This window comes from Sporomusa sp., from assembly GCF_057736855.1.
On record NZ_JBYKYF010000025.1, the window covers coordinates 1 to 19,356 of the forward strand.

General features: G+C 42.2%; 21 protein-coding genes and 1 riboswitch. Of the genes, 18 read left to right on the top strand and 3 right to left on the bottom strand.

The features are described from left to right. The 10 genes from AC29Z1_RS03135 to hslO all read left to right on the top strand — a co-directional run. Positions 1-737, top strand: a 737-nt coding sequence (locus AC29Z1_RS03135; RefSeq protein WP_488270000.1) for a penicillin-binding transpeptidase domain-containing protein, incomplete at its 5' end; no start/stop codon positions are given. A gap of 14 nt (positions 738-751) precedes the next feature. Then, a complete protein-coding gene (pknB, locus tag AC29Z1_RS03140; protein ID WP_488270001.1) occupies positions 752-2,638 on the top strand; it encodes a Stk1 family PASTA domain-containing Ser/Thr kinase in 1,887 nt (628 codons plus the stop codon). A gap of 80 nt (positions 2,639-2,718) precedes the next feature. Then, entirely contained in the window at positions 2,719-3,594 is an 876-nt protein-coding gene (gene rsgA / locus AC29Z1_RS03145; protein ID WP_488270002.1) for a ribosome small subunit-dependent GTPase A, read from the top strand. Continuing rightward, entirely contained in the window at positions 3,594-4,250 is a 657-nt protein-coding gene (rpe, locus tag AC29Z1_RS03150) for a ribulose-phosphate 3-epimerase (RefSeq protein ID WP_488270003.1), read from the top strand. The genes rsgA and rpe overlap by 1 nt, the downstream gene beginning before the upstream one ends. 63 nt (positions 4,251-4,313) lie before the next feature. Next, positions 4,314-4,446: riboswitch (FMN riboswitch) on the top strand. A gap of 111 nt (positions 4,447-4,557) precedes the next feature. After that, positions 4,558-5,694 carry a bifunctional diaminohydroxyphosphoribosylaminopyrimidine deaminase/5-amino-6-(5-phosphoribosylamino)uracil reductase RibD gene (gene ribD, locus AC29Z1_RS03155; RefSeq protein ID WP_488270004.1) on the top strand — a complete coding sequence of 379 codons (1,137 nt, stop codon included), beginning with the start codon at positions 4,558-4,560 and terminating at the stop codon, positions 5,692-5,694. Continuing rightward, positions 5,657-6,310, top strand: a complete 654-nt coding sequence (locus AC29Z1_RS03160) for a riboflavin synthase (protein WP_488270005.1) — start codon at positions 5,657-5,659, stop codon at positions 6,308-6,310. Before ribD ends, AC29Z1_RS03160 begins: the two co-directional genes overlap by 38 nt. A 41-nt stretch (positions 6,311-6,351) precedes the next feature. Continuing rightward, the gene (locus tag AC29Z1_RS03165) at positions 6,352-7,563 is read left to right on the top strand and encodes a bifunctional 3,4-dihydroxy-2-butanone-4-phosphate synthase/GTP cyclohydrolase II (protein WP_488270006.1); all 1,212 of its coding nucleotides are present in this window, start codon (positions 6,352-6,354) and stop codon (positions 7,561-7,563) included. Between the two features lie 2 nt (positions 7,564-7,565). Continuing rightward, positions 7,566-8,036 carry a 6,7-dimethyl-8-ribityllumazine synthase gene (ribH, locus tag AC29Z1_RS03170; protein ID WP_488270007.1) on the top strand — a complete coding sequence of 157 codons (471 nt, stop codon included), beginning with the start codon at positions 7,566-7,568 and terminating at the stop codon, positions 8,034-8,036. Between the two features lie 13 nt (positions 8,037-8,049). Further along, positions 8,050-8,607 (top strand): phosphodiesterase, encoded by a 558-nt coding sequence (yfcE, locus tag AC29Z1_RS03175; protein ID WP_488270008.1) that lies wholly within the window; start codon positions 8,050-8,052, stop codon positions 8,605-8,607. A gap of 13 nt (positions 8,608-8,620) precedes the next feature. After that, positions 8,621-9,490: an Hsp33 family molecular chaperone HslO gene (gene hslO, locus AC29Z1_RS03180; RefSeq protein ID WP_488270009.1), complete on the top strand. Its 870-nt coding sequence runs from the start codon at positions 8,621-8,623 to the stop codon at positions 9,488-9,490. Positions 9,491-9,650: 160 nt separating this feature from the next. Here hslO and rpmB read toward each other — a convergent pair whose 3' ends face one another. Continuing rightward, positions 9,651-9,842 (bottom strand): 50S ribosomal protein L28, encoded by a 192-nt coding sequence (rpmB, locus tag AC29Z1_RS03185; RefSeq protein WP_488270010.1) that lies wholly within the window; start codon positions 9,840-9,842, stop codon positions 9,651-9,653. A gap of 190 nt (positions 9,843-10,032) precedes the next feature. On the opposite strand from rpmB, the gene AC29Z1_RS03190 reads away from it, so the two are divergent. The 4 genes from AC29Z1_RS03190 to AC29Z1_RS03205 all read left to right on the top strand — a co-directional run bounded on the left by AC29Z1_RS03190 (position 10,033) and on the right by AC29Z1_RS03205 (position 13,507). Beyond that, complete coding sequence (locus AC29Z1_RS03190; RefSeq protein ID WP_488270011.1) at positions 10,033-10,227, top strand: DUF1858 domain-containing protein; 195 nt, start codon at positions 10,033-10,035, stop codon at positions 10,225-10,227. 22 nt (positions 10,228-10,249) lie between these two features. Then, positions 10,250-12,313 carry an ATP-dependent DNA helicase RecG gene (recG, locus tag AC29Z1_RS03195; protein WP_488270012.1) on the top strand — a complete coding sequence of 688 codons (2,064 nt, stop codon included), beginning with the start codon at positions 10,250-10,252 and terminating at the stop codon, positions 12,311-12,313. A 261-nt stretch (positions 12,314-12,574) separates the two neighbouring features. Next, positions 12,575-12,778, top strand: a complete 204-nt coding sequence (locus tag AC29Z1_RS03200) for a hypothetical protein (RefSeq protein WP_488270013.1) — start codon at positions 12,575-12,577, stop codon at positions 12,776-12,778. Between the two features lie 57 nt (positions 12,779-12,835). Next, positions 12,836-13,507: a TVP38/TMEM64 family protein gene (locus tag AC29Z1_RS03205; protein WP_488270014.1), complete on the top strand. Its 672-nt coding sequence runs from the start codon at positions 12,836-12,838 to the stop codon at positions 13,505-13,507. 6 nt (positions 13,508-13,513) lie between these two features. On the opposite strand, the gene AC29Z1_RS03210 is transcribed toward AC29Z1_RS03205, so the two are convergent. Continuing rightward, entirely contained in the window at positions 13,514-14,314 is an 801-nt protein-coding gene (locus AC29Z1_RS03210; RefSeq protein ID WP_488270015.1) for a HipA family kinase, read from the bottom strand. A gap of 118 nt (positions 14,315-14,432) precedes the next feature. Further along, positions 14,433-15,023: a hypothetical protein gene (locus AC29Z1_RS03215; protein WP_488270016.1), complete on the bottom strand. Its 591-nt coding sequence runs from the start codon at positions 15,021-15,023 to the stop codon at positions 14,433-14,435. Between the two features lie 217 nt (positions 15,024-15,240). Between AC29Z1_RS03215 and thmT the strand changes: the two genes are divergently transcribed. From thmT to AC29Z1_RS03235, 4 genes are all read left to right on the top strand, one after another. Further along, positions 15,241-15,426: a 2-hydroxymuconate tautomerase gene (gene thmT / locus AC29Z1_RS03220; protein ID WP_488270017.1), complete on the top strand. Its 186-nt coding sequence runs from the start codon at positions 15,241-15,243 to the stop codon at positions 15,424-15,426. A 56-nt stretch (positions 15,427-15,482) separates the two neighbouring features. Further along, entirely contained in the window at positions 15,483-15,977 is a 495-nt protein-coding gene (locus AC29Z1_RS03225; protein ID WP_488270018.1) for a hypothetical protein, read from the top strand. A gap of 259 nt (positions 15,978-16,236) precedes the next feature. Continuing rightward, positions 16,237-17,691 (top strand): IMP dehydrogenase, encoded by a 1,455-nt coding sequence (gene guaB, locus AC29Z1_RS03230; RefSeq protein WP_488270019.1) that lies wholly within the window; start codon positions 16,237-16,239, stop codon positions 17,689-17,691. 265 nt (positions 17,692-17,956) lie between these two features. After that, on the top strand, positions 17,957-19,356 hold a 1,400-nt coding region (locus tag AC29Z1_RS03235), incomplete at its 3' end, for a transglycosylase domain-containing protein (RefSeq protein ID WP_488270020.1).

Here is a 19,356-nt window from a genome sequence, read left to right on the forward strand (position 1 = left end):
CCGAACAGGTAGTAAATGCCGATCGGAAGTTTACATGTACCGGGTCACTTACCATCGGCTCTGATTATATTTTACCGGAAGCCAATCACCAGGCTCATGGTAAGGTGAATGTGGAACAAGCGTTGGCTTTATCCTGTAATGTTACGTTTGGTCAATTAGCACTCGACTTAGGGCGCGATAAAATGGCTAAACACTACGAACGTTTTGGGTTAAACCAGCAGCTTGACGGCGATATTTTGGCAAGTCCCGGTAGACTACCTGATTTTTCTAGGTTGAGTGATGGCGATTTAGCCCAAATTGGTATTGGCCAAGGAAGTCTTTTAGTTACACCACTGAGCATGGCGATGGTAGTATCGAGCTTTGCGAACAAGGGAACTATAATGAAACCATATCTAGTGCAAAGAATCACGGCGCCTGACGGCACGGTTCTCAAAGAAACTATACCGGAAAAATGGCTGTCACCAGTGGATGAAAAAATTGCTAGTCAGGTTGCTGATATGATGGTCACTGTAGTAAATCAAGGGACAGGCAGTGCAACTGCACTACGCGGTATTAAGGTTGCAGGTAAGACAGGTACAGCCGAAAATCCTCACGGCGCACCCCATGCCTGGTTTATTGGATTTGCTCCAGCCGATAATCCGCAAATCGCAGTAGCTGTTATTATTGAAAATGCCGGTTCAGGAGGTGCCTTCGCCGCACCGGCAGCCAGGCAAATTTTTCTACAGGCGTTACGTTAGGGGGGAGGGAACTGATGCTCAATCGCACACTGGATGATCGTTATATAATATTAGAACGAATCGGCGGCGGTGGCATGGCCGACGTATATCGTGCTCATGACAAACTGCTGGACCGTTCGGTAGCTGTTAAAGTGCTGCGTTCCCAGTTTACTGATGACGAAGAATTTGTCAGCCGTTTTCGTCGGGAAGCGCAGGCTGCAGCCCGGCTTTCTCACCCTAATATCGTGAATATTTACGATGTTGGTCTTGATGAGCAAACCTATTACATTATTATGGAGTACATATCTGGTGAAACGCTGAAAGATAAAATTGAGCGCGAAGCGCCGTTGCCTGTAGAAGTGGCTGTGCGTATTGCCATTGAAATAGCGGAGGCGCTTGAACACGCCCACCAGAATAATTTGATTCATTGTGATATCAAACCGCATAATATTTTAGTCACTCGGACTGGGAGAATAAAAGTGACTGACTTTGGCATAGCCAGAGCAGTTACTTCCTCCACAATGACTAACTCAGGAACTATTATTGGTTCAGTGCATTATTTTTCGCCAGAGCAAGCCAAAGGTGCTGCTGTTGGTGCAAAATCAGATATCTACTCGCTTGGCATCGTGCTTTATGAAATGCTGACAGGCCAAGTTCCGTTTACAGGTGAATCACCCATTAGTATTGCCCTAAAACATTTACAAGAAGAACCTAAAGCACCTAGTGAGCTGAATCGTGAAATACCTCCGCTGATCGAAGCTGTTGTTATGAAGGCCATCCACAAAGAGCCGGCAGCTAGGTTTAATGATATTGGAGAAATGATTGCCGATTTGAAGATGGCGCAGAACTATTTGAGCGATGATCGTACTCGCAGATTATCTCGTAATGATTTTCCTACCCAGATACTGCCGCAAATTACAACAACGTCAGAACAGGAGGAGCCGCGAGTAACGGCTCAGGGAGATATTCACTCTCCCAAGAGAAAAGAGAAAAAGCGATCTAAGGTCTGGCTAGGGACAGTACTACTACTTATATTGGTAGGCTCAGCCCTTGCAGCCTTTTTAGGATTTGGGAAATTCTGGAGTTTAAGTGAAATGATAGTTCCTAATGTTGTTGGAAAACAGGTAGAAGTTGCGAAAGATATTCTCACCAGCCATAATCTCCGAGTTTCGGTAGTGGAAGCTTTTAGCGACAAGGTGCCGGAAGGTTATGTAATTTCCCAACAGCCGGAAGCAGGCACAACGGTAAAAGAACAGCGGTTGATAACCATCACGGTTAGCAAAGGGGGCGAAGTTATTAGCGTCCCTGACTTGCGTGGTCTTAAGCGCCGTGATGCAGAATTGCAGATTAAAAATTATGGCCTGAAATTAGGCCGTATTGATGAGCAGTTTTCTTCAGATGTTGCACAGGATTTAGTTATTAATCAGAATCCTCGGCCGCCGGCTCAAATAACGAAAGGCACAGCCATTGATCTTGTGATAAGTAAAGGTGCTGAACCGAAAAAAGTCGTGCTGCCTGATTTCCAAGGTTCATTGTTGGATACGGTGGCTACTCAGCTTGAAAGTTTAAAACTTAAACAGGGACAGGTAACCGAGATCGCCAATGATAAATATCCGCCAGGAACGATCATCAGCCAAAATCCTCCCCCGGCTACTGAAGTTAATGAAGGAACAACTGTTGATTTTTCTGTTGCCAAAGGAGTACCCGGGGCTGTTAAACGAGCCGTTGTCCAAGTAACAGTACCTGATGGTCCGGCACGCCAACCGCTGCAAATCGTTGTTACCGACACCAACGGTCGCCGGGTGGTCTATGAAGGTACCCATAAACCTGGTTCTAAAGTGGAGAAAACAATCGAGGGCATCGGGCAGGTACGTGTTCAGGTATATATTAATGAGAAACTGTTACAAGAACAGACCTTGTAGAAAGTGGATCATCGAGGAATTATGTAACAATTCTCATGTATTCAGGTAACATGGTTTTTTAACACGTTAGGAGGACTCGTGTGCTCAACGGTATTGTAGTAAAAGCCTACAACAGTTACTACTATGTACAGTCAGGTAACAAGGTTGTTAGTTGCAGTTTACGTGGCCGGTTTAAGAAGGAACGCTTTTCGCTTACTGTAGGTGATGAAGTGTCCTATACTATGGCCGGCCCCGACAGGGGAGTTATTGAGGAAATATTACCTCGGCGCAGTTTGTTAAAACGCCCTAAGGTTGCCAATATTGACCAAGTCGTGTTGACATTTGCTGCCGTTAATCCTGATATTAATCCAACATTAGTCGACAGATTTTTAGTGCTTGCTGAATTTTCGGAACTAGAAATTATTATCTGCATCAATAAAATTGATTTAGCAGATATTGATTCTGTGTCACTACTTGCCGAACGTTATCAGCAAATAGGTTATAAGGTACTTAAGGTATCTGCTAAGATGGGGACAGGTATTGAGGAACTGCGCTCGCTTCTTTATAACAAAATTACCGTCTTTGCGGGGCCATCAGGCGCCGGCAAATCAACAATCCTTAACGCGGTTCAGCCAGGGCTTGAACTAACTACTGGTGAAGTTAGTCACAAAATTGGCCGTGGCAAACATACTACTCGGTTTGCTGAACTTTTACCCTTGGCTGGCGGAGGTTTTGTTGTAGATACTCCGGGATTTAGTTTTACTGAGTTTACTGACATTGAGTTAACCCATCTCATGAATTACTTTCCGGAAATGGCAAAAGTCGCGCCAAAATGTAAATTTAACACTTGTCTACATTACAAAGAGCCACAGTGTGCTGTAAAACAGGCGGTAGCTGATGGACGTATTCATGCTGACAGATATCAGTCCTATCTTGAGATACTGACTGAAATTAAAGAAAACAAGAAGGGGTATTAATGACACAGACAATCAAAATTGCTCCATCCATATTATCGGCGGATTTTTCCCGATTGGCAGATGAAATAATTAAAATTGAACAAGCCGGTGCCGATTGGGTACATATTGACGTTATGGATGGACATTTTGTTCCTAATTTGACTTTTGGCCCACCTGTTGTTGCTGCTATCCGAAAGGTAACTAAGCTACCGTTTGATGTCCATTTAATGGTTAATAACCCGCAAGATTTGATTGAAGCATTTGCAAAAGCAGGGGCTGATATTATTACTGTTCATGTCGAGACAGCACCTCATTTACATCGGCTGCTGCAAACCATAAAAGAATATGGAATAAGGGCAGGCGTATCACTTAATCCGTCTACGCCATTGGCTGCGGTGGAAGAAGTACTTGCATATGTTGACATGATTCTTATTATGAGTGTTAACCCCGGTTTTGGCGGGCAAAAGTTTATTCCAGGTGCAGTTGACAAAATTACGAGGTTAAAAAGGATGCTGGTGGAACGAAATCTTAGCGTTGACATTGAAGTGGATGGCGGAATTAATGCTGATACCGCCCGACAGGTCATTGCTGCAGGTGCCAATATTTTAGTTGCAGGTTCTGCTGTTTATGGCGCACCCGATATTCAGCAAGCAATAAATGCCATCCGTGGGACTTGATTAAATTGTCGTTTAATGGTAACATATATAGTAGATAATGTAATTATGAGTTAAATTACATAATTAGGCCTTTGGGGCAAGGTGAAAAAGAGTAATCTTTTAATTCCTGACCGGCGGTACAGCCCGCGAGCCGTTAAACGGTTGATTCGGTGAAATTCCGAAGCCGACAGTATAGTCTGGATGGTAAAAGGCGTAAATTCTACCATAATGGTATTTTTGCATTTTTGCCGAAAAAACTGTTGATAGCCCCAAAGTCTATCAACAGTTTTTTTATTTCTCATTTTAGGTATTGGAGGACTTGGCTTTTATGGATCAATACTACATGCGCCAAGCATTAACTATCGCAAAGTATGCGGCAGGCAGAACTAGCCCTAACCCGCTGGTTGGCGCTGTGATTGTAAAAGATGATCGGATTGTTGGTCAAGGCTGGCATCGTCAGGCGGGAACTCCTCATGCGGAAATCCATGCTTTGGCCCAAGCTGGCGACTTAGCCAAAGATGCAACAATATATGTAACCTTAGAACCTTGCTCACACTATGGCCGCACTGGGCCATGTGCTGATGCACTCATTCAGGCTGGGATTAAGAAAGTAGTTGTCGCCATGACTGACCCGAATCCGTTAGTGGCTGGCAAAGGATTAGAGCGTCTCAGAGCAGCCGGCATAGAAGTGGTTGAAGGCGTACTTGCTTCAGAGGCTGCTAAGCTTAATGAAGTATTTATAAAATGGATAACTACCGCAATGCCTTTTGCTGTTTTGAAAACCGCCATGTCGCTTGATGGCAAAATTGCCGCTCACACGGGTCATTCCAAATGGATAACTGGGGCAGAAGCTAGAGAATATGTTCATAAACTCAGAGATATCTATGATGGAATACTGGTAGGTATTGGCACAGTATTGGCAGACAATCCTAAGCTAACTACACGTTTGCAGGGAAGTGGAAAAAATCCGGTAAGGATAATTGTAGATAGCAAGGCTCGTACACCGTTAACCGCTAATGTGGTGACAGATGGACAAGCACCAACAATGATTGCCGTAACCACCGAAGCACCCTTGGATCGTGTAGAGGCTTTGCGCCGCCAGGGAGTAGAGGTGCTTGTACTTGAACATACAGCGACAGGTGTTAATTTGCGTCAGTTGTTTCAGGTTCTAGCAGAACGCCGCATTACCAGTGTCTTGGTAGAAGGTGGCGCAACCATTAATGCGGCGCTGTTGGCTGCTAATCTTATTGACAAAGTCCACTGCTTTATTGCTCCTAAAATACTGGGAGGTAAAACTGCGCCAACACCAGTGGGGGGTATAGGCGTAGATACTGTAGATCAGAGTATTATGCTGGAAGATATAACGACTCAGCTCATTGGTGCTGATTTATTAATTACCGGCTATATAACTGGACGGGAGGGACGAGATGTTTACCGGACTTGTGGAAGAATTGGGGAAAGTTAAACATATTACCAGAGGTGCCAAAGCAGTCCGCTTGACTGTTGCTGGACATAAAGTCCTGGAAGATGTCAAGCTAGGTGACAGCATTGCAGTAAATGGCACTTGCCTGACAGTGGTTGATTATAGTCGTGAGTGGTTTACCGCTGATGTTATGCCGGAAACGGTTGACCGTACAGCACTTTCTCGTCTTAAGCCTGGTGATATTGTTAATCTGGAACGTACACTTCGTGTGGGAGACCGACTGGGTGGTCATATTGTCAGTGGTCATATTGATGGAGTAGGAACAATTTTAGCGAAAGAACAAAATGATAATGCCGTCGTTGTCAAGATTGGTGCCGGGCCGGAAGTTATGCGTTATATTATTCAAAAAGGATCGATTGCTATTGATGGTACAAGTCTGACCGTTGTTGATTTCGGCTCTGACTGGTTTACTGTATCGCTTATTCCGCATACTGCTGCTAATACTACAGTGGGTCTGAAAGCAACAGGAGAACTGGTCAATCTAGAAGCAGATATTATTGGCAAATATGTTGAAAAGCTGCTTGGTTTTAGGCAGGATACAAAACCGGCCGAACAAATCACGCTGGAATTTTTGCAACAACACGGATTTGCACGCTAAGTCTTATTTTTATATAAACAGAGGAAATGGGGGCCTTTATTATGAAATTCAACACCATTGAAGAAGCTATTGAAGATTACAAGGCAGGGAAAATGGTTGTGGTGGTTGATGACGAAGATCGGGAGAATGAAGGAGATCTCCTTATGGCAGCCGAAAAGGTAACGCCAGAAGCCATTAATTTTATGGCTACCTATGGTCGTGGCTTAATCTGCATGCCAATTATTGGCAGCAGGCTGGATGAGCTAGATATAGGCCCAATGGTTGTCGAAAATACCGATAATCATTGCACTGCTTTTACCGTATCCATCGATGCTAAAGAGACAACTACCGGTATATCTGCTTATGAACGGGCGATGACTGTGCGAGCTGTGCTGGATCCCAAAACCGTAGCCAGTGATCTTAGACGTCCTGGACATATTTTTCCGTTGCGGTATTGTGAAGGCGGTGTATTGAGACGGGCCGGTCATACCGAGGCAGCTGTTGATTTAGCCAAACTTGCCGGACTGTATCCCGCAGGTGTTATCTGCGAAATTATGAATGAAGACGGTACTATGGCACGAGTACCTGAATTGATGGAATTTGTAAAAAAACATAATCTTAAAATTATTACCATTGCCGATCTCATTAAATATCGCAAAAAACATGAACGTTTTATTACTAGGGTTGCAGAAACAAATCTGCCAACGAAATATGGTGAATTCAAACTGATTGCTTACGAAAGTCAGCTGGATAATCAATGCCATGTTGCATTAGTAAAAGGAAATGTAACCAATCAGCCGAACGTCTTGGTTCGGGTTCATTCTGAATGCCTAACAGGTGATGTGTTAGGATCATTACGTTGCGATTGCGGGGAGCAACTGGCACATGCCCTCAAACGCATTGAAAAAGAAGGCTCTGGCGTTTTGCTCTACATGCGTCAGGAAGGGAGAGGCATTGGCTTGGCTAATAAAATTAGAGCCTATGCCCTTCAGGACAAAGGCAAAGATACTGTTGAAGCTAACGAATTGCTGGGTTTTCCTCCTGATCTTAGAGATTATGGTATTGGTGCCCAAATTTTAGCCGACTTAGGCTTAACCAGCATTCGATTACTTACTAATAATCCCCGTAAACGTGTCGGCCTTGAAGGTTATGGTTTGACGATTACAGAACGTATACCATTAGAGATGCCTGCCAACAAGTTTAATAACAGGTATTTATCTGCTAAAAAATCTAAACTTGGCCATATATTAAAACAATATGAGGAGGCACAATAATAATGAACACAATCAAAACTTTGGAAGGTCATTTAGTCGCTGAAGGGTTAAAATTTGGGATTGTTACAGCAAGATTTAATGAATTTATTAATACTAAACTGCTGGAAGGTGCTTTAGATGCATTAAAACGTCATGGCGCATCCATGGAAAATATTGAGGTTGCCTGGGTGCCGGGTGCTTTTGAAATTCCGCTTATTGCCCAGAAAATGGCTATGAGCAAAAAATATGATGCTATCATTTGTTTAGGTACAGTAATAAGAGGTAGCACCAGCCATTATGACGTTGTTTGTGCCGAAGTATCGAAAGGGATAGCGCAGGTGGGCTTAGCCAGCGGTGTTCCTACTATCTTTGGCGTGTTAACCACAGATACTATTGAGCAAGCTATCGAACGTGCCGGAACTAAGGCTGGTAATAAAGGGTTTGATGCTGCTGTTTCTGCTATTGAAATGGCGAATCTGATTAAGGAACTGTAGTTCGGAGGTTGTTATGAAAATAGGAATCATTAGCGATACACACGGGTGTTTGGAAACCTGGCAAAAAGTATTTAACCAGTACTTTTTTGATGCTGATCTAATCATTCATGCCGGTGATGTGCTATATCACGGACCACGTAATAGTATTCCTGCCGAATATAATCCAAAGCAATTGGCAGAGGTACTAAACAATTGTCCGGTACCTATCGTAACAGTCTGCGGTAACTGTGATGCCGAGGTTGACGGCATGGTGCTCAATCTGCCTATTCAATCACCTTATACCTATCTTATAATTGACGGTTTAAGAATCGTTGCAACGCATGGTCATAATCTGACCGAAGAAACCAAACAAGCGATGGCCAAACGTTTGAAAGCTGATATTTTAATTACTGGACATACACATATTGCTGCAATAGAAAAACGCGAAGGTATTATTTACCTAAATCCAGGCTCGCCAGGGATGACCAAGCGCCCTGACGGATGCAGCACCGTTGCCTGGATAAATGACAACAAAGTAGAAATACTAGATATAGCAACAGGCCAAGCTATTATATCAGAGCCATTGGCCTAAGTGGAGGTTATTTATGCATGACCATCTTATCCGGGCAACAGCGCCTGGAATCCGCGGTTTTGCCGCGATAACTACCAACCTAGTAGAGGAAGCTCGCCGACGTCATGATTGTTTTCCAGTAGCTACAGCGGCTTTGGGACGTACTATGACTGGTGCGCTGTTAATGGCTGCCAATCTTAAGACAGCAGAAAGTTTGACTGTTAGAATTTCAGGCGATGGTCCGCTACAAGAGATTGTAGTCGATGCCTATCCCGATGGATCCGTACGCGGCTATGTCAGAAACCCTTATGTCGATTTGCCGTTGAATAATGGCAAATTAGCTGTCGGTGAGGCTGTAGGAAACGGCCATATATATGTTACGCGCTTTGTTGGATTAAAACAGCCGTTTACCGGTAGCGCTGAGTTGGTATCAGGCGAAATTGCCGAAGATATTACGCAATATCTTACTGTTTCTGAACAAACACCATCAAGTGTCGCGTTAGGCGTAATGGTAGCCCCTGACACCACGGTAGCTGCGGCGGGCGGATTTTTTATTCAAGCTTTACCCGGAGCGGAAGAAGCAGTCATCAATAAACTTGAAGATAATTTACGTCAGATATTACCAGTTTCACAAATGGTATATAATGGTCAAGATGCAAAAGGTATTCTGGAAACCGTATTTGCCGGTTTACCAATGACAGTTTATGATGCGATGGACCTATACTTTAACTGCCAATGCTCACGGGAAAGAGTAGAAAATATGTTAGTCAGCTTAGGTGCGGATGAAATCAAAGAACTGCTTACCGAAGGACAAGCTGAAGTTTGCTGTCATTTTTGCAATGAGAAGTATCAGTTTTCAGAAATAGAGTTGGCAGAAATATTGGCAGGTATTGAAGGTAAATAGGGTTAATAAAGAGGCTGTCCCAATAAACAAATTGAGACAGCCTCTTATAATGCCTGTGGTTATTGTTCGGTATAAGTCATTTGCTTCATAATATACTTTTTAAAGGAGGTAAAATAAAAGGGACTTGATAATCAAGTCCTTTCGTTGCCATCTATAAGTATTAGACTGCACGTTGAATTTTACCGGAACGAAGACAACGGGTGCATACATTCACTCGTTTTACTTCACCTTGTACTAAAGCTTTTACTCTTTGTATGTTAGGTTTCCAGGTGCGTTTGGTTTTAAGGTTGGAATGGCTGACATTGAAGCCGGAACGCTCACCTTTACCGCAAATTTCACAAAGATTTGCCATCTATTTCCACCTCCTGTAAGAAACATCCTCATATACTCAACGTGACCATTTTAGCACAATTTGCAGAGGATATGCAAGGCCAAATCATACTTTTACTAAGTTTTTTCATAAACATAGGGTATTTAGTGCCCTTTAGGAGGATTTGGGCGTATTATATTGAAATAAAAATAAGTAAATAGGGGGCTTAAGTATGCTTAATAAAAGTACTCCCGTAATTGAGGCACTTCGCTCACATCAAGAGGCTCGTAAGATTTTTGCTAAATATGGTATGGGCTGTATCGGGTGCATGGGCTCACTTACTGAAAGTATTGAAAACGCTGCCAAGATGCATGATGTTGATGTAGAAGTTTTGTTAGCAGAATTAAACGCTCTTTTACATGAGTAAACCAATCGCAAGGTGATTTTTATTGCAAAATGTATTATCTGCCAAAATACAATTTCTCAAAGGCGTTGGTCCGGCCAACGCCAAGAAGCTGGCTAAACTTGGCATTTTTACAGTCGGTCAGTTACTTGAGCATTATCCGCGCCGCTACGAGGATCGCAGCAAGCTTAAACTTATTGCTGAATTGACTGATGGGTTTCATGAGGCTTTTCGGGCAACAGTAATACATAGTAGTGAGATTACATCGCACCGTGGATATAAAATTGTTAAGATTGCTGTCAGAGACAGTACTGGGTTAGCTCAATTAATCTGGTTTAACCAATCTTATATTAAAAATAAGTATCAGCCTGGTATGGAGCTGATTATTTATGGCAAGGTGCAGCGTCGTAACGGCGTCATTGAAATCAATAAACCTGATGTTGAGGTTGTTGCTGATTGTAACCAGGGTAGTGGTCAGATTGTACCTGTATATCCGGCTACCGAAGAAATCCCGCAGTGGCTTTTAAGGTCACTTGTTCAGCAGGCTTTACACCTCTTCGCAGAATCATCTGATGCCGATGACGCTGAAACCTTGCCTAATGATATTATTGCGAGCTACCATTTAATGAATCGGCGCCAAGCCATAATCAATATTCATTTTCCAACCGATATGGATACGTTAGCCGCCGCCCGTCGGCGGCTGGTATTTGAAGAACTGTATTTATTGCAGTGCGGCTTAGCCTACTTAAAACAAAAAACCAAACAAAACTTCATGGGCATAAAACATTCACCTGACGGCGAATTAGTGGCTAAAGTCTATAATAATCTTCCTTTTACCTTAACAAATGATCACATCAAAGCATTGCGTGAAATTAAGGCCGATATGGAAGATGTTACTCCTATGCAGCGCATGGTTCAAGGCGATGTTGGCTCAGGAAAAACCGTTATTGCGGCCATAGCACTTGCCAAAACAGTAGAAAATGGTTATCAGGGAGCCATGATGGCTCCTACCGAAATCCTGGCAGAGCAGCATTATCATACATTGGCCAAGCTGCTCGCACCACAAGGTATTCGGTTAGCAGTGCTCACAGGTAAACTTACCCGTAGAGCAAGAGATGAAGTATTACAACACATAAAAGAGGGTATCATTGATATCGTTGTTGGCACTCATGCACTTATTCAGGATGATGTCGAGTTTAAGCATCTGGGCCTGGTGGTTACCGATGAACAGCACAGGTTTGGTGTGCGTCAGCGGGCTTGCCTGGAAGCTAAGGGAAAACATCCGGATGTGCTTATCATGACAGCCACGCCAATCCCCAGAACTATGGCGCTTACCGTCTATGGGGACCTGGATGTTTCCATAATACGTGAATTGCCGCCAGGACGTATACCTATTGCCACCTTTTTGCGAGGCAATGATCGTCGCAGTAAAGTCTACGCCTTTGCCGTGGACCAAATCAAAGCTGGTAGGCAAGTATATATTGTCTGTCCATTGGTTGAAGAATCAGAAAAGATTGAAGCCCAATCAGCGGTAGCCCTTTATGAAGAACTGTCAACCACGTTCTTAAATAAGATTCCTTGCGGTTTACTGTATGGAAAAATGAAAGCCCAGGAAAAAGAGGCCGTTATGTCGGCTTTTGCCAAAGGCGAGATCAAAGCCCTGATTACTACCACTGTTATTGAAGTGGGGGTTAATGTACCCAATGCCACAGTCATGATTATTGAGGGTGCTGAACGCTTTGGGTTAGCACAGTTGCATCAGTTGCGTGGCCGGGTTGGCCGAGGGCAGCATAAATCTTATTGTATTCTGCTATCTGACAGTACTAATGAAGAAACTGTTGAACGGCTAAAAATTATGACTGAGGTAAATGATGGGTTTATTCTTGCTGAGAAAGATTTGCTTTTAAGAGGGCCTGGCCAGTTTTTTGGTACCCATCAGCATGGTATGCCTGATTTTAAAATTGCCGATATTGTCAGAGATACAGACATTTTGCTTGAGGCTCGTCGGGCAGCCCAGCAGACAGTATGTACGCCAAAGTATTTAGAAAGAGTATGGCAAGCATTACAAAACTGGTACGGTGAGAAATTTAGTATGATTTTTTGCCGGTAAAAATCTGATTTGTGCTGAGCCTTGGTTATAGCACAAGGTACAAAGCGCTTTTGCTTTGTGATCATTACAGTGTGTTTATGTAAAAAAAAAAAGCGGCGGCACAAAGGCCACCAATTATGGGAGAGGAGAAAATTTACATTACTAATATTGACATTCTAGACCAGGTTTATACATACTTGGATCAATTTTTCTAAAATATTTTCTTGTTTTTTTTCACTGTTGCGCACACACTACTAGCAAATAACTGCAAGGAGTGGCGGCATGAAAAAAAAGTATACAGAAGAACAATTACAAGGCATTGCCAGAGAATGTCAGAAATTTGAACATATTATTAACGCTATGGGTTATGGTTATTCGCTTCTGAATGTATCAGAAGACAACTATGTCAGGCGTTGCTCTGACTGCGTCCACTGGTTAGACGCTTCCTGCGATATTTTTACACAGGAAATTACGCAATGGAAATAATCCTGAACAGCGCTGGAATACAGCGCTGTTTTTGAGGAACTAGGAAGGTATATTTTCATGAACAAACTACTTGGCTGGCTGGCTATTATTGTAATTTGTGGATTGACCTATATGTGGCAGCCAGAATTTTTTCATAATGCATATGCGATTATCGAAAAAGGCGATATTGCTGCTTTGGCTGAATATCTTAGATCTTTTGGAGCAGCCTCGATTCTCGTCACAATTATTTTATTTGTGGTAATGACTTTTACCGTTGTTTTTCCATTTATGATTTTATCCGGTGCCGCTGGTATTGTATATGGACTATTTTGGGGAGTCATTATCTCCTGGGCGGGAGAAATAGTTGGAGCTATCGTAATGTTTGTTTTTGCCAGATACTTTTTTCGTCAGGCAATGGAAAGCTGGATAGCCAAAAGTCGGTATTTAGAACAAGTTGATAACTACAGTGCTACTAATGGCTTTAAGGCGTTATTAATTGCCAGACTATTGCCACTGGCACCGTCAGGTATTATTACTGCGGTAGCGGCGATTAGCAAGATTTCATTTAAAGACTTTTTTTTAGCAACTGTTTTCGGCAAATTACCCCCTGTAGTTATAAAAGTAATTATGGGGCATGATATTGTTTTTGCCGGAGAAAATTGGGGCCGACTCATATTTATAACTTTATTGGTAATACTTGTTTATAGTATCGTATGGTGGCAAAAAAAGAAAAAGAAAAGCCAAGCATAAATACAACTAGTTGGCAAATAGCCAGCGTCGTCCACCGCGGCTTCGTGGTATAAAACGGCAGAGTTTAATCCATATCTCCTCAACCATGTTTTTTCGGAGTTTACTATATTCTGCTAACGCCAGACGATCTGCTTTTGTTGGTAGCCACTCTATGGGGATTTCATTCACAATACTATCTATTTGCTCATCACTTATTTTTTTTACGATGTCAATGTATGGGATAAAGTCTTGGGCATTGAGAAAGTTTTTAAGCAAATCCCGATAATGTTGGTAATAATAAGTTTTTATTATGGGGGCAAGTGTATGAAGTGTTTCAATACTCCAACGGCTTGACCTAAACAAATGTGAATTGTCTATTGCGTATATTTTGTAATGCTCATCCTCGAGCCGAAGTAGCAGATTTTTTTGGTTTTTTGCACGGTCGGCATTGTGAAACATATGGTCAAACAGGATAACACCAGCCATATCCGCAATATTAACCGCTTTGTGCAACCGATTTTTGCCAATATATTCTGCCTCCTCTAAATAGAGAGAACCAAAATATCGCCCTGGTTGTAGTCCTAATTCTAACAGGCATGGATTGGCAATCAGCAATTGTTCCTCAATTTCGATAATATCGCTTGGAGGAAAACACAATTCCATTATTTTTCCTAGCTTAGCCGCAAAAAATTCACTTACTAATACTCGGGAACCTGGTTGCTGGTTTTGGAATTTCACTACATAAACATTACCGTCTTCCGCACGAAAAAACTGAGGTATAGTAACCCCGACGCCCACTTTACCCAAATATTCTACAGCCCTCAGCATCCTTCGACCTCCCCGAATATTGCGCTATGTAAAAAAGACCCGGTAAAAAAATCACCGAGTCTTTTACCTTAGCAAGTACTAGATTGACATCTTTTCTTTGCAGCGAAAGGTAATGTCATCAACATTCGGTTGATCTGGAGGCCGATGTAATAGCTTCGAGATTAATAACAACAGTACTTACCGTATTATCAGATATTCCGGAGGAGGTAGCTGGGCCAAATATCTCATCCACTGATAGAAACGCCAAATCATCATCAACATTACCCAATGTCCCTTGAAATATGAAGCCGCCAAGGGTTGTAATGATTACATTATCACCGATCATCCGCCTTAGAATGCAAATCAGCTCACGGCTTTCTTGCCGCTCATTCGACTCAGTTCTTTGAGACAGATTATCAGCAACATTAGAAACCGGACAAAATTCACTGCTAAATGGACTTGTTCTTACTCCTGTAGCCTTTGCAACAATTTGCCACAAATCAACATGAATGAATTTTGCATCTACAACTTCTCCACCAGGGGAAAGAAGTTCTGCGTTAGATTCGGCTTCGATGGCGGGTGTTAAAAAGGCTATGCGGCAATCCTCGATTTTTTGTAGATTACCAAAATAAATAATTCCGTCAAATCCAAATAATAATACATCTGTGTTTAATTCGCGCTGTAGTTCCTTAATTATGCATTCATTGCGAAGTTCTCTAAATATACTCATAAGTATGGACCTCCTTCAATATCTAAAATAACAAGGTGTGTTTACTATACTGTATGAGTAATAGAACCAAAGTGTTACTCCGGCGTTGTTGCACACTCTGGTATGTCAAAGAGATATATAAACTATGGAAAAATGTTTACTTCCAGTCTACATTTGCAGGAATTATATTGGTTGATAACGAAGATAATTCTAAGAATTTATGCAAGGAGGAATAGCTATGCCAATAGTACAAATCGATTTGCTTGAAGGACGTTCGTTGGAACAAAAAAGAGAGATGGTTAAAAAAGTAACTGAGGCCATTGTAGAAACAGCTAAGTGTCCGCCCGAAGCGGTAACTATTGTAGTGCGCGAGGCTTCTCCCCAGCATATCGGCAAAGCTGGCGTATTAATGTCTGACAAATAATTTTGAGGCCATTTCGCATGCGGAATGGCCTCAAAATTGAAAAGAGGGTGTTTTCTATGATGCCTATACAATTTGCAGTTGAGCTTGAAACTTCGTTAAACAGGCAGATAACTATGCTGCATGAAACTGCTACCGACAGTATTTCAGCGGTACTTGAGCTTATCAAACATTCTCAAGCTGAGTTTTTAAAGCTAGTATCTGAGCTCAATACCATAGAAAATGACATCATTCGGTATCCGGATGTAACTGAGTCGCAATTGCTAGGAGCCGATGCAGCCTGGCAGCAGGCTGTCCATAATACAGTGATTATTAAAGCCAGCCTGCAGGAGCTTATTAATCTTTGGTCAATTTACGTGACTATTGATAAATCGGCACAGTTTTACCAACAAGCGGCTACAAACAGCGCTCATCCCCACGCACGGCTATTTTTTAGCTCGCTTAGTCATGTGAAAAAAATGTTGTGCCGAAGACTTGGTGGTATCATTCAAATTTACTACAATTATTATTGGGGCGAGCTAGGCTTTGCACCGTTTATTCTGGGAAAAGACTAGCTTTCATATTTGGACCGGGTCGACGTTACGGGATATCTGGTGCGTCTTGGCCAAGCAACGCCAGGTTTTTATCAGGCATTGCTTTCATTTGAATGAACGGTAGTCTTGCTTTATTTTTTTCTATAGCCATGATGACAAATCATGGTTTTTATATTTTTTTAATTTAATTCATAAAAAGTGGTAGATTTGGTAAGTTTATTTATGTTATTATATTTAGAAATACGTAATTAAGAGGATGTAGCATGAAAGGAGTCAGTTAATGTTTGACAACAAATTTGGCCCCGAAGGCTTAACTTTTGACGATGTCTTGCTTGTACCGGCAAAATCTGATGTTCTGCCTAGAGAAGTAGATGTATCTACTTCTCTAACAAAGAATATTAAGCTTAATATTCCTATTATGAGCTCCGGTATGGATACTGTCACCGAAGCCCGTATGGCGATTGCCATGGCGCGTGAAGGTGGCATAGGGGTAATACATAAAAATATGCCAATTGCGCGTCAGGCTAATGAAATCGACAAAGTCAAGCGTTCTGAGCATGGCATTATTGTAGACCCGATATTTTTATCTCCAAACAATACCTTACAGGATGCCCATGATCTTATGGAAAAATACCGCATTTCAGGTGTGCCGGTAACTGATAATAATAAACTTGTGGGTATTCTGACGAATCGCGATTTGCGGTTTGAAACAGACCTAAACCGTAGAATTGGCGATTGTATGACTAGAGAACACCTGATTACCGCTCCTGTTGGAACGTCTCTCGCAGAAGCCAAGGAAATTTTACGTGAACACCGAATAGAGAAATTGCCATTGCTTGATGCTGATGGAAACTTAAAAGGCTTGATTACGATAAAGGATATTGAAAAGGCGCAAAAATATCCAAACTCGGCTAAAGATCCTAAAGGCCGCTTATTGGTAGCAGCCGCTGTTGGGGTTGGCTCAGATATGATGGAACGGGTGGAAGCCATTGTAGCTGCCAAAGTCGATGTTATTGTTGTCGATACTGCCCATGGTCATTCCCTAGGTGTAATTAACGCCGTAAAGAAAATTAAAGCAGCATTTCCTCATGTTGATCTCATTGCCGGAAATGTTGCTACCGCTGAAGCTACCCGTGACCTGATTGAAGCAGGTGCCGATGCGATTAAAGTTGGTATTGGACCAGGTTCCATTTGTACCACCCGAGTCATTGCTGGTATCGGTGTACCCCAAATTACAGCTATTTACAACTGTGCCAAAGTGGCTCGTGAGTATAATGTGCCGATTATCGCTGATGGTGGCATCAAATATTCTGGTGATATTACCAAAGCCATTGCTGCTGGTGCTCAGGTCGTAATGATCGGTAATCTGCTAGCCGGTACAGAGGAAAGTCCAGGGGAAACCATAATTTACCAAGGGAGAAGCTATAAGGTATATCGTGGTATGGGATCTTTGGGCGCGATGGCGGAAGGTAGTAAAGACCGTTACTTCCAGGAAAATATGGATAAATTGGTACCTGAAGGGATTGAAGGAAGGGTTCCATACAAAGGTTCTGTTGCTGATACCTTATTCCAGCTCATTGGTGGTCTGCGTGCCGGTATGGGATATTGTGGTGTGCGCAATATTGAAGAACTTATTAACAAAACCCAATTTATCAGGATTACTGGTGCAGGTCTAAAAGAAAGTCATCCCCATGATATCAGTATAACGAAAGAAGCTCCGAATTATAGTGTTTGATTTCATACGGTTTTGCAACTTATTCGAATATGTGCAGCCGAAGAAAAAATGCTTTGGACCCATGTCCAAAGCATTTTTTGCATTCCACATTTTTACCACAGTGGTGTTTTCAAATGCATAAGCACAATCACGGTTGCATACAGGCGGGTTTTCATTTGGGCTGTTATGTTTTCTAATTTTCGTATATAAAATAACTTGGTTGATAATTCCTGCTTGTAAAAGCTATCCTGCTGGGGATACTATTTTTGCGAGGAGTGTGTAAATCATGCCGACGAACCTAGTAAAAATAGTTGCTTGTACAATCCTGTTGATTATGTGTGCCAATATAGGTTATGCATTTTGGGGATTGCCAGGAACTAATAGTTTAGAAAACCTCAATTTGGTATCTGCTACTCAGGTATTTGACATAAATGGGAAATTAATTTCTAAATTGTTTGAAGAAAATAGGGTTGTTGTTACAATTAACAACATATCCCCATATGTCCAACAAGCCATTATCGCCAATGAAGATACTCGCTTTTATAAACATTTTGGCATTGATCTGATTGGTATTTTTCGGGCGATAGTAGTAAATATTCGCAGCGGAGGTTTGGTAGAAGGTGGCAGCACCATTACCCAGCAATTAGCTAAAAATATGTTTCTTACTCAGGAGCGGACGATAACGCGTAAACTGAAGGAAGCATTATTGGCTTTAATTATTGATTATAAGTTTTCTAAACAGGAAATTCTGCAGGCATACTTAAACCAGGTTTATTTTGGCGAAGGAGCTTATGGCATTGAAGCTGCTGCCCAAATGTATTTTGGTAAACATGCTAAAGACCTTTCTTTAGCGGAAAGTGCCCTTTTGGCAGGATTGCCCCGTGGGCCAAACATTTATTCACCTTATATTGATATGAAAGCCGCTATGGACCGTCGAGCAGTTGTCCTGGCAGGTATGGTCAAAGAAGGTTATATCAGTGAACAGGAAGCGGAACAGGCTAAGGCAGAACCAATTGTTCTTGCTGGTAAGAAAAAGCGGGTAGTACAAGCATCTTATTTTCTTGACTATATTGCCAATGAGCTGGTTAGTCGTTATGGGGCTAACCGGGTTTATAAGGGCGGACTTAAGGTCTATACCACCTTAGATATTGACCAGCAACAGGCAGCCGAAGCCGTCTTGGGGCAATTACAAGGAGCGGTCTTAGCTCTTGATCCCAAGACTGGGTATGTTAAAGCCATGGTTGGTGGGCGAAATTATGAGGAAAGCCAGATAAATCGGGTTTTTAGTGAAGTTCGGCAGCCTGGTTCAGCTTTTAAGCCGTTTTTATACGCAGCTGCTCTTAATGAAGGATTAACTGCTAATTCGATTATTGTTGATGAACCCATCAATTTTAATGGCTATGCACCTGTTAATTATGACAAAAAATATCGCGGACCAGTTACCTTAAACAAGGCTTTACGTTGGTCAGTCAATGTTCCGGCCGTAAAACTTGCCAATCAAATAGGTATTGATAAAGTACTGGAGTTAGCTAAATCCATGGGAATTACCACTATTGTACCTGAAGATTATGTTTTATCCAGTGCATTGGGTGGGCTTACTCAAGGTACTAATTTATGGGAACTGACCGCAGCATATACGGCTTTTGCCAATGGCGGTATATTATCTAAACCGATAGCCATCTTAAA